The sequence below is a fragment of the Streptomyces sp. AcH 505 genome (assembly GCF_000818175.1).
In the GTDB taxonomy this organism is placed as follows: domain Bacteria; phylum Actinomycetota; class Actinomycetes; order Streptomycetales; family Streptomycetaceae; genus Streptomyces.
The window spans coordinates 2,944,722-2,955,623 of the sequence record NZ_JTIY01000001.1 but is presented as its reverse complement, the minus strand read 5'-3'; the positions used below and the strand labels follow the sequence as shown (position 1 = coordinate 2,955,623).

At 72.2% G+C, this 10,902-nt stretch carries 8 protein-coding genes and 1 pseudogene; 4 read left to right on the top strand and 5 right to left on the bottom strand.

Annotation, left to right across the window (positions count from 1 at the left end; translation table 11 throughout):
- Positions 1-284 (bottom strand): annotated as a pseudogene (locus HY68_RS43730) (hypothetical protein); the annotation flags it as partial.
- Positions 285-535: 251 nt separating this feature from the next.
- Positions 536-1,930 carry a hypothetical protein gene (locus tag HY68_RS13560; protein WP_041988522.1) on the bottom strand — a complete coding sequence of 465 codons (1,395 nt, stop codon included), beginning with the start codon at positions 1,928-1,930 and terminating at the stop codon, positions 536-538.
- 286 nt (positions 1,931-2,216) lie between these two features.
- Between HY68_RS13560 and HY68_RS13555 the strand changes: the two genes are divergently transcribed.
- The 3 genes from HY68_RS13555 to HY68_RS13545 all read left to right on the top strand — a co-directional run bounded on the left by HY68_RS13555 (position 2,217) and on the right by HY68_RS13545 (position 5,366).
- A complete protein-coding gene (locus HY68_RS13555) occupies positions 2,217-2,900 on the top strand; it encodes a bifunctional DNA primase/polymerase (RefSeq protein ID WP_041988520.1) in 684 nt (227 codons plus the stop codon).
- A gap of 88 nt (positions 2,901-2,988) precedes the next feature.
- On the top strand, positions 2,989-3,777 hold the full coding sequence (locus HY68_RS13550) for an ABC transporter ATP-binding protein (RefSeq protein ID WP_063779709.1): 789 nt from the start codon (positions 2,989-2,991) through the stop codon (positions 3,775-3,777).
- Positions 3,774-5,366, top strand: a complete 1,593-nt coding sequence (locus HY68_RS13545; RefSeq protein WP_241778562.1) for a transporter — start codon at positions 3,774-3,776, stop codon at positions 5,364-5,366. The genes HY68_RS13550 and HY68_RS13545 overlap by 4 nt, the downstream gene beginning before the upstream one ends.
- A 562-nt stretch (positions 5,367-5,928) precedes the next feature.
- Here HY68_RS13545 and HY68_RS13540 read toward each other — a convergent pair.
- Entirely contained in the window at positions 5,929-6,777 is an 849-nt protein-coding gene (locus tag HY68_RS13540) for an alpha/beta hydrolase (RefSeq protein ID WP_041988517.1), read from the bottom strand.
- A 493-nt stretch (positions 6,778-7,270) separates the two neighbouring features.
- Entirely contained in the window at positions 7,271-7,963 is a 693-nt protein-coding gene (locus HY68_RS13535) for a metal-dependent transcriptional regulator (RefSeq protein WP_041988514.1), read from the bottom strand.
- A gap of 163 nt (positions 7,964-8,126) precedes the next feature.
- On the opposite strand from HY68_RS13535, the gene HY68_RS13530 reads away from it, so the two are divergent.
- Positions 8,127-8,882, top strand: a complete 756-nt coding sequence (locus HY68_RS13530) for an SIS domain-containing protein (RefSeq protein ID WP_041988512.1) — start codon at positions 8,127-8,129, stop codon at positions 8,880-8,882.
- A 54-nt stretch (positions 8,883-8,936) separates the two neighbouring features.
- Here the strand turns inward: HY68_RS13530 and HY68_RS13525 are convergent, their stop codons facing one another.
- Positions 8,937-10,340: a PAS domain-containing protein gene (locus HY68_RS13525; RefSeq protein WP_041988510.1), complete on the bottom strand. Its 1,404-nt coding sequence runs from the start codon at positions 10,338-10,340 to the stop codon at positions 8,937-8,939.
- Positions 10,341-10,902 lie beyond the last annotated feature (562 nt).

Here is a 10,902-nt window from a genome sequence, read left to right as displayed (position 1 = left end):
TGGCCGCCGTACGAGGCGCCGTCCTGCGGGCCGTACGACTGCTGGGGGTACCCGGAGCTGTCCTGGTAGGTCTCCTGCTCCTGCGGGCCGTCCTGCGGCCCCCAGGGCTGCCCCCACGGCTGGCCGCCGGCCGGGGCGATGTGCTCCCCGGCCTGCTGGGCCGCCTGCTCCCGCGCGCTGGCGGGGTGCCAGGGCTCGCTGCCGTCACCCGGCAGCACAACGCCTTCGTGCGCGGGCCGAGCGGCGGGGTGCTGCGGCTCATCCCCTTGTCCGCTGTGCGTCACCGGGACTCCTACGTGTGGAACGTGTGGACCTACCGAATCGTCGGTTCACGCTACCGGGTGAATCAGGGGCTCGGCCACGCGAGTCGTCCCGGCAGGGCTCCGGCCCGTCAAAACGCCGCCATACGGCCGGAATTCGTCCCTCCTGCCGTCCTCTCGGCACCCGTCAACCCACGCCGTCAACCCACTGCGTCGACCCACCCGTCGGGCCACCGCGTGAACCCACCCCGTACGTCTGCCCCGGCGACCGCTCCTCACGCCGCCTGGATCTCCAGCCGCGCGCCGAACTCCCGCACCGCGGGCTCGTTCCCGTACGGCTCAAGACGCTGCTGGAGATCGTCCAGATACTCGGCGCCCCTGCTGGAGCGCAGCGTGCCCAGCAGTTCCACCGCGCGGGTGCCGGTCTGGCACGCCTCCTCCACCTCGCGCGCCTGCACCTGGGCCGTGGCCAGCAGGACCAGCCCGATCGCCCGGCGCCGCGCGCGGCTCTCCGGGTGCCCCTCCAGCGCCTCGCCCGCATGCCGGGCCGCCGCGTCGGGACGGCCCAGGTCCCGGTAGCAGTGCGCCAACTCGTCGGCGAGATAGGCCCGGTCGAAGTGGGTGATCCAGTCCGGGTCGTCGCCCGAGACCTCGTTCTCCCCGTCGCCGGCATGCTCCAGCGCCGTCAGCGCCCGCCCGGCGACCGCCTGGCAGGTGCGGTCGTCGCCCAGCAGGGCGTGGCCGCGCGCCTCCGCCGCGTAGAACATGGCCTGCGCGCGCGGCGGCACCTGGCCGCGCGCCCCCTCCTGCGCCGCCCGCGCGAGCTGCGCGATCTCCCGGGGGTTGCCGAGCTGCGCGGCGAGATGGCTCATGGACGCGGCCAGTACGTACCCGCCGTAGCCGCGGTCCCCCGACGCCTGCGCCAGCCGCAGCGCCTGGATGTAGTAGCGCTGCGCCAGCCCCGGCTGGCCGGTGTCGATCGCCATGTACCCGGCGAGTTCGGTGAGTCGGGCGACCGCGCCGAAGAGCCGGCGGCCGACCGCCTCGCGGTACGACCCGGCCAGCAGGCCCGAGACGACGCTGTTCAGGTAGTGCACGACGACCGGGCGCACATGGCCGCTGCCGAAGCGGTGGTCCAGGTCGGTGAGGGCCGCCGTCATGGCCCGTACCGCCTCGACGTCCGAATCGCCCACCCGCGCGCCGGTGGTACGCGCCACCGCCGCGTCAGCGCCGGTGATCAGCCAGTCCCTGCTGGGCTCGACGAGCGCGGACGAGGCGACGGCCGAGCCCGACAGGAAGTCGCGTCTGCCGACGTCGCTCCGCCACAACTCGCTGACCTGCTCGATCGCGCCGATGACCGTCGGCGCGAACTGCAGGCCGATGCCCGAAGCGAGGTTCTTGCCGTTGGCCATGCCGATCTCGTCGATCGTGACCGTACGGGCCAGCTTGCGGCCCAGCGCCTCGGCGATGATGCCCGGCGCACGCCCGCGCGGCTGCTGGCCGCGCAGCCAGCGCGCCACCGACGTCTTGTCGTAGCGCAGGTCGAGACCGCGCTCGGTCCCGACCAGGTTGACCCGCCGGGCCAGCCCGGCGTTGGAGCACCCGGCCTCCTGGATGAGCGCCTGGAGCCGCTCGTTCGGCTGGCGCGCTACGAGAGGTCTGGCTGCCATGGATACCCCCTGTGGCCGCAGTGATCAGCTCAGCGATCACTGCCCGGCAGTAGTCCGAAGAATGCGCATGTTCGGTGATATCGGAGAAATTCGAATTTCTTCCGGAAACATGGCCCGGAACCCGGGCAGACAGAACTCTCGCACTGTCCCCCGCACAGGGTTACCCCCTGATCGGCACGCTCCCCCACGCGCGCCCCCGCCCATGCACCGGTGCGCCCCGGATGCGGGATCGACGCATTACGGCGCAGGGGGCGCGCGCCCGTAACCCGAGGTGGTGCCGGGAGTTGTGCTGTTCGTGGAAGAGACCATCGGACTCACGGACGCCGCCCAGATCCCGAAGCAGCGGGGCGACCTGCTGCTCGACAGTGCGGTGAGGTACGCGGAAGAGCGGCATTGGGACGTGTTCCCCGGCACCTGGCTCGAACCGGTGGAGGGCGCGGAGCGGTGCTCCTGCGGCGCGAGTGACTGCGTGGCGCCGGGGGCGCACGCCACGGGTCCCGACTGGGCGACGCAGGCGACGGGCAGCGCAGTCGCCGCCCGCGAACTCTGGTCCCAGCAGCCCCTGGCCTCGATCCTGTTGCCGACGGGCCGCACCTTCGACGCCCTGGACGTACCGGAGTCGGCCGGCTTCCTCGCGCTCGCCCGGATGGAGCGGATGGACCTCACACTCGGACCCGTGACCCGCACCCCGGACCGCCGGATGCTGTTCTTCGTCCTCCCTGGCGCCGCCCCCAAGGTCGACGACCTGGTGCGGAAGCTGGGCTGGGCGCCTGCCTCGATCGACCTGGTCGGCCGCGGCGAGGGGCATTACGTGGCCGCCCCGCCGACCCGGATCGGCGGCGCCGCCGTGCAGTGGGCCCGCCGCCCCACCCAGGCGAACCGCTGGCTGCCGGACGCCGACGAGCTGATCAGCCCCCTGACGTACGCGTGCGGCCAGGAGGCCGCGGCGGAACGGTCGCGACGCGCGTGACCTTGAGCCGTCCGTGACCTTCAGGAGCCCCCTGGATGCCCCCTAAGGTGGGTCGTCCATGGGGGACATGAAAGGGGCTGTGCGGGCGATGTCGCAGCAGACAGAGGAAAAGGCACCAGCGGTCCGCGTCGAGGGGCTGTGGAAGCGCTTCGGTGAGCAGATCGCCGTCGCCGGTATCGATCTGGAGCTGCCCGCAGGCCAGTTCATCGGTCTGGTCGGTCCCAACGGCGCGGGAAAGACCACCACCCTGTCGATGATCACGGGCCTGCTGCGGCCCGACCAGGGCCGGGTGAACGTGGCCGGGTACGACGTGTGGCGCGACCCGGCCGAGGTCAAGGCCCGGATCGGGGTCCTGCCCGAGGGCCTGCGGCTCTTCGAGCGGCTGTCCGGGCGTGAACTCCTCGGCTACATGGGCCGGTTGCGGGGACTGCCCGGCACCGAGGTCGACAAGCGCGCCACGCAGCTCCTGGACGTACTGGACCTGGCGGGCGCCCAGCACAAACTCGTCGTCGACTACTCGACCGGCATGCGGAAGAAGATCGGGCTCGCCGCAGCGCTGCTGCACAACCCCGAAGTCCTCTTCCTCGACGAGCCGTTCGAGGGCGTCGACCCGGTCTCGGCACAGACGATCCGCGGGGTCCTGGAGCGGTACACGACGTCAGGCGCCACCGTCGTCTTCTCCAGCCACGTGATGGAGCTGGTCGAGTCGCTGTGCGACTGGGTAGCCGTGATGGCCGCCGGCCGCATCCGCGCGCAGGGCACACTCGCCGAGGTACGGGGCGACGCGACGTCGCTGCAGAACGCGTTCCTCGAACTGGTCGGCGCGCAGGGCCGCGACAGCGGCGAGACGCTCGACTGGCTGGGCGGCGCCCGGTGAACACCGCAGCCCTCACCCCCGTCTTCGTCCGGCTGAAGCTCTCGCTCCTGCGCAACGGCCTGCGCCAGTCGTCCGGCAGGGCCGCCGCGTACATCGCCTCGGTCGTCGTCGTGCTGCTCCTCGCCGCCGGCGAACTCCTCGGCCTCGTCCTGCTGCGCGGCCAGGACCACGCGGCGTCGCTGACGGTGCTGCTGACGCTGGTGCTCGCCATCGGCTGGACCGTGATGCCGCTGTTCTTCCCCAGCGGGGACGAAACCCTCGACCCCACCCGGCTGGTGATGCTGCCGCTGCGGCCGCGCCCGCTGATCGGCGCGCTGCTGATCACGTCGCTGGTGGGGATCGGCCCCCTCTTCAGCCTCTGCCTGCTGATCGGCTCGGCCCTCGCGACGGCGCACGGCGCCGCCGCCGTGGTCGTGGCCGTCATCGCCGTACCGCTGGTGCTGCTCGTCGCCGTGGCGCTGGCCCGCGCGGTGGCGGCGGCCAACATCCGGCTGCTGACCTCCCGCAAGGGCCGCGACCTCGCCGTGCTGAGCGGCCTGGTCATCGCGGTCGGCATCCAGGTCGTCAACTTCGGCATCCAGCGCCTCGGCGACGCGGGCGGCCTCTCGGCGCTCACCCCGACGGCCGACGTCGTCCGCTGGATCCCGCCGGCCTCGGCGATCGGCGCGGTGCAGTCGGCGAGCGACGGCTCGTACGGCCGGGCGGTGGCCCAACTCCTGCTGGCCTTCGCGGCCCTGGCCCTCGCGGTGAACGCCTGGCGGCGTTCGCTGGTGAAGCTGATGACGTCCCCTGACGGCTCCACGCTCGCCGCGGCGGAGCCGTCCAGGAAGGAGTCGGCGGGCGGATTCAGCCGGCTGCTGCCGGAGGGCCGTACGGGCACGGTGATGCTGCGCAGCCTGCGGTACGTGTGGCGCGACCCGAAGACGAAGGCGGCGTGGGTCACTTCGCTGGTGATCGGCCTGATCGTGCCGCTGTTCAACGCGCTTCAGGGGGCGGGCACGATCTACTTCGCGTGCTTCGCCGCGGGGATGCTCGGCATCCAGATGTACAACCAGTTCGGCCAGGACACGTCCGCGTTCTGGATGGTCGCGCAGACGATCTCGACGACGCGCGACGCGTACGCCGAACTGCGGGCGCGCGCCTTGGCGTTGCTGCTGATCACGCTGCCGTACTCGGCGCTGGTCACGCTGGCGACGGCGGCGCTGCTCGGCGACTGGGGCGCGTTCCCCGAGGCGCTGGGCCTCTCGTTCGCGCTGCTGGGCGCGATGCTGGCGACGGGCGCGGTAGCGTCGGCGCGGTTCCCGTACTCCATCCCGCAGGACAGCGGCTACAAGAACGTGGCCCCCGGCCAGGCGGGCCTGGCCTGGATCTCCATCTTCGGCGGCATGCTGGGCGCGGCGCTGCTGTGCGCGCCGGTCCTGGCCGTGACGATCTGGCTCCACGTGTCGGGCCAGACGTCCTGGACCTGGCTCCTGCTCCCGGTGGGCGCGGCGTACGGGGCGCTGATCGCGTGGACGGGCCTGAAACTGGCGGCCCCGCAGACGTCGTCACGCCTACCGGAAATCTTGCTGGCCGTCAGCAAGGGCTGACGTTTGGTTGGCGGTCTTGGTTGCGGTTGTCGCCGGGTGCCGTTCCGGGGTCGTGTCCTGCGCGGTGTCGCCGTCCGGCGCGGGTCAGTTGGCGGTTGTGGTTGCGGTCGTTGCCGGGTGCCGTTCCGGGGTCGCGTCCTGCGCTGCATGATTTACGGCGCGTACTCCCGAGACGCGGAGCCACCGCCGAGATGCGCCACAAATCACGCTCTACGCTCCGGACACCACCCCTGCACGACCCCCTTCAGCCCCGCGCCACGGATCGGCTGCGCCACGACCACCGGCCGCAGGCGGACCGGGCGTTCACGCCAGGGACGTGCCCCTCGGCCCGCAGGTCACCGCTTGCCCGCGCTGACGCGGGCGGTGTGCCGACCGCCGGGGGGAGGGGGCCGGGGCCGGAGGAGGGGGGTGTCCGGACGTAAAGCGAAGGAGCTCATGCGACAAGCAGTCCGGACACCCCCCTCCGCAGGACCCGGACACCGGCACGAACGACGACAACCGCAACCACCGGACCCGGCCGCCCCCGCCGGACGGCGACACCGCGCCGGACGGCGTCAGCGCGTCAGCGGGTCAGCACGCCGTTCAGGAACGGCTCTATCGCCGCTCGCCATTCCTCCGGGCGGCTGTAGTGCAGCAAGTTCCCGCCGTCCGCTATCTCCGCGTACTGCCCGCGCGGCAGCACCCGCACCATCTCCTGCGCCTCCGCGCGGCCCAGTTCGCTGTCCGGGCCGCGGACCACCAGCGACGGGCACTGGACCTGGGCCAGTTCCTCCCAGTGCGCGTCGTGGACCCACGTCTCGCGCGTCGTGAGCATCTGGCGGCGGGAGAAGACCGGGTACCAGCCGTCCGCCCGCTCCGCCATGACCTCCGCGAAGAACTCGCCGCGCGTCGCGCTCGGCTGTTCCAGCCAGGCGTCGTCCTCGCCGAAGAACTGTCTGACGTCCGCGAGCGAGGCGAAGGGGACGGGCCAGGTGCTGAACCAGTCCTCCCAGGCCCGCTGGGACGCCGCGCCGGGGGCCGACGCGCGCATGTCGCAGATCACCAGGGCCCGCACCAGGTCGGGGCGCTTCGCGGCGAGCTGCCACGCGGTCAGCGCGCCCATCGCGTGGCCGATGAGGGTGACGGGGCCCAGGCCGAGCTGTTCGATCGCGGCTTCCGCGTCGGACACGTACACGTCCCGGCTGAACGGGCCCTCGGTCGGTTTGTCGCTGGCGCCGTGGCCCCGCTGGTCCAGGGCGACCGCGCGGTGCCGGCCCGCGAGCCAGTGGGCCGTGGAGGCCCAGTGCGAGGCCTGGCCCATGAGGCCGTGGAGCATTAAGACGCCGGAGGCGGACGGCGCTCCCGGCGCCGTGAAGTCCCAGGCAGCCAGGCGTACGCCATCGGCTCCGGTCACATCGATGCGTTGCGCCACTGTCCCTGGCACCCCCTTCGGTTCTCTGATCTGAGCTCATGTTCCGGGTGGTCGCCCCGGATACCGCCAGACTATCGAACTAGCATTCGAAAATACGGTTCCGCCACCCAACATCGCTCGTTCGAGTGACCACGCTCAAGGATTGGAGCCCGTGGCCGAGGGGAGATCTTCTTCGGGAGGCGGACCGCTCGGGGATGACGGTCCGCGGGAGCCGGCCCTGGGAGCTCGGGGCTCCGGGTCGGCGCAGGGGAGGACGGGCTCCGGTACCGCGAGGTGCCGGAGCCGTCCCCACTCCGTACCCGCGCAGCGGCGCACGGGGTCGCACAAGGCAGGCGCGGACGCGCGAACGGCGCACAACCCTGCTCCCTCCCCGACCGAGGGGCGAACCCCGGGCCGACGCTTCAGGTCATCGCCACAGCGACAGCCTGGCACGCGATTCGCCCGACCGCTGCCATTCCGGCCGGAAATCTCCCGGCGTGCGCGGGCGCATTCGTCAGCGCTTGGCGACGAACACGTGCGAGGCGACCTCCGAGCCCAGCTCGGCGGCCTCGCCGCTGCTGCCGACCATCACGCCGCCGGGGGACGCCGTCACGCTCACGACGGAGCCGGGCTGGACGCCCGCGCGCCGCAGCGAGTGCATGAGCTGCGCGTCCGTCTGGATCGGCTCGCCGATGCGGCGGACGACCACGGTCTTGCCCTCGCTGCCCGGGTCCAGCTCGGCCAGGCTCACCATGCCGGCGTCCAGGAAGGGATCCGCCTTGGCCGCCTCGCCCAGCTCTTCGAGACCCGGGATCGGGTTTCCGTACGGCGACTCCGTCGGGTGGCGCAAAAGCTCCATCACCCGCAGCTCCACCGCCTCACTCATCACATGCTCCCAGCGGCACGCCTCGGCGTGCACCTGCTCCCACTCCAGGCCGATCACGTCGACCAGGAGACACTCGGCGAGCCTGTGCTTGCGCATGACGCGCGTCGCCAGCATGCGGCCTTCGTCGGTCAGCTCCAGATGCCGGTCACCCGCGACCTGCACCAGGCCGTCGCGCTCCATGCGCGCCACGGTCTGGCTGACCGTCGGGCCGCTCTGGTCCAGGCGCTCCGCGATCCGGGCGCGCATCGGGACCACACCTTCCTCTTCGAGTTCGAGGATGGTGCGGAGGTACATCTCCGTCGTGTCGATCAGTCCGGACATACGTGCCCCTCGGTAAATCGTGCGCTGGCCCTGACCCCAATTCTGACGCATACCGCTGACAACCGTGCCGCGGCGACGAGAGGCGTATTGACAGAGCAATGGTCCAGACCTCAACGTGATCGGCGGCACAGGCATTCCCCCACCCCCTTCGAAGGGCTCCTCGATGAGCGAGAGCAAGCTGGCCGGTCAGTTCCTCGATGCCGCGATCGGTCTGCTGCAGCGCGTACGGGACGAGGAGACGGAGTCCGTCGCGGCGGCCGGCACCCTGATCGCCGACGCCGTCGCCGGGGGGAACCGGCTGTTCGCCTTCGGCGCGGGACACTCCTCGCTCGCCGCGCAGGACGTCGTCTACCGGGCCGGCGGCTTCGCCCTGATGAACCTCCTGTGCGTACCGGGCACGACGGGTGTCGACGTGATCCCCGCGACGCTCGGCTCAGGTCTTGAGCACGTCGAGGGGCTGGCCGGTACCGTGCTCCGCGCGTCGCCCGCGACCTCGGGCGATGTGCTCGTGGTCATCTCGCTGTCCGGGCGCAACACGCTGCCCGTCGAGATGGCGACGGCCGCGCGCGAGCGCGGTCTGAAGGTGATCGGCGTGACGTCCGTCGCGTACGCGGCCGGGACGGAGTCCCGGAACGCCACGGGCACCTTCCTCAAGGACCACTGCGACGTCGTGCTGGACAGCAAGATCGCGATCGGCGACGCCGAGCTGACCGCCGACGGCATCGAGGCGCCGTTCGCCCCCGCCTCAACCGTCGTCACCAGTTCGCTGATGCAGGCGACGATGGCCGCCGCCGCCGGGCAGCTCGCCGAGCGCGGCATCGAGCCGCCGCTGCTGCGGTCCGCCAATGTCAGCGGCGGGCGCGAGTGGAACAGCCGGGTCATGGACGAGTACCGCGACCGGATCTTCTACCACCACTGACGCAGCCGCCGTGCGGCGATGAGCGGACGCGGCGCTCGGGCGATCGGCCCGGGCTCAGTGCTCGGGCAGCGCGCGGGCGAGATCCAGTGACGTCGCGATCCTGATCGTCACGTCCTCCGCGTACGCCGCGTCGGGCCGTTCGAACGCGGCCCTGCTGGCGCCGCGCAGGAACGTCACGACACCGAGCGACCTGCCGCGGCTGCGCAGCACCGTGCACAGCGCGTGCGTCGCGTCCGGCGGCCACTGCCGGGACGCCGCCCAGGTCGGCGACGGCGCGCCGCCGCCGGGCCTGGCGGGCGCGCTCGCCCGTACGGAACCGATGCGCTCCATCGCCTGGAGCGCCGGATGCCCGTCCATGTACCGCACCGGTATGCCGCCCGCCTCCACCGGCATGCTCGGCCCCGAGGCGCCGGTGGGCGTCGCCGCCGCCCGTACCAGCCGTACGGGCGCGTCGAGGCCGGACAGACCGGCGCCGGGTCCGGTCCGCGGTTCGGCGACCAGGTCGATCAGGGCGTGGTCGGCGAAGCCGGCCAGCGCGAAGTCGAGATAGACCGTCGCCGCCTCCGTCGGGTCCTCGCACTCGGCTGCCGCCCGGCCCGCCCGGTGGAGCTGGCTGGAGCGGAACCGCAGCCGGTCGCCCTCCTGCGCGGCGACCTTCACATCCGTCACGTCCATGAACAGCCAGCCGACGCCCAGCGGCACCGGCTCCTCGGCGAGCGGCGACGCCAGCCGCAGGAAGCCGCTGCGCCAGCAGCGCCGCCGCTCCCCCTCGGCCGTACGGACCGTCACCCACAGCTCGACGAGACCGCTGGGCGCGCCCTCGGCGAGTACGTGGTGCAGCGCCGCCTCCAGCTCGTCCACGCCCTGGGCGATCAGCTCGCCCAGCGGCCTGCCCAGCACCGCCGTACGCCCGGAGCCGAGCGCGCGGGCCGCGTGTCCGTTGACGACGGTCGGCCGCAGATCGACGTCCACGAGGACGACGCCCCAGGCCGCCTCCTCGAACAGCGCCTCGCTCAGGGCTATGGAGCGCTCAAGATCGATCTGGGCGTGGACCTCGCTGAAGGCGCAGTAGACCCCGGCGGGCGCGCCGTCGGCGCTGCGCACCCCGGCCGACTGGGTCCGTACGAGCACCCGGCCGCCGTCCTTGCGCAGCAGCGCGAATTCGTGCACCTGGCGGCCGGCGGTGGTCATGGCGGACATCAGCCGCGACTGCACCTCGTCCGCGTCGGCCGTACGGACGGCCCAGCCCGCGAAGCCGTGCCGGCCGACGGCTTCCTCGGCGGACCAGCCGAGCACGCGCTCGGCCTCGCGGTTCCAGTGGGTGATCACGCCGTCGGCGTCGAAGGCGCAGAGCGCCGCGTCCATGCCGTCCAGCAGGGCGGCGAGCAGGTCGGACCCAGGCCCTGACGCCGGATCCGGGCCGGGCACGTTGGTGGTCTCGCTCCGAGAAGCACTCATGCCGGCACCCCCTACAGGACGCTACGCGCGTCCAGATCATTCAACTAGAACGTGACACACCACACACAAGGTTCCCGCAAATCGGGCCGCTCAACAATCAGGACTTAGGGCCTGTCGTTTGGATCAGGCCGGATCAGGGAGCGGGCGCTGGTGCCGTGGATCGCAAGGCGGAGGAGGGAGGCGACGCGGAGCGTCGCCGACCGACGACAACGCCGCGAGGCGCGGTGCCGGCGCCCGCGAGCCCGGCAAGATCCGAACGACAGGCCCTTAAATCCCTTGAGCCTTCCGCGACAGCGGCCTAACGTGTGACGCACACCGAAAGGAGGTGATCCGGAAGATGCATTCAGTCCGGACAAGTGAGGTGGCTGCGGGCTAACGGCTCGCTGTCGCACTCTCGTAGTGCTCGGCCGGTCGACGGCCGAAATCCCAAGCAGTCACCCGATCCGCGGGCCGCCGGTAAGTCCGGCCGGCTCCCTCCACGGAGGGACCATGGCCCGCGGATCGTCTGCGTTCCGGCCCGCCCTTGTCGCGGGCCTCTTGTCGTTACGGGCGGCGGCGCCGG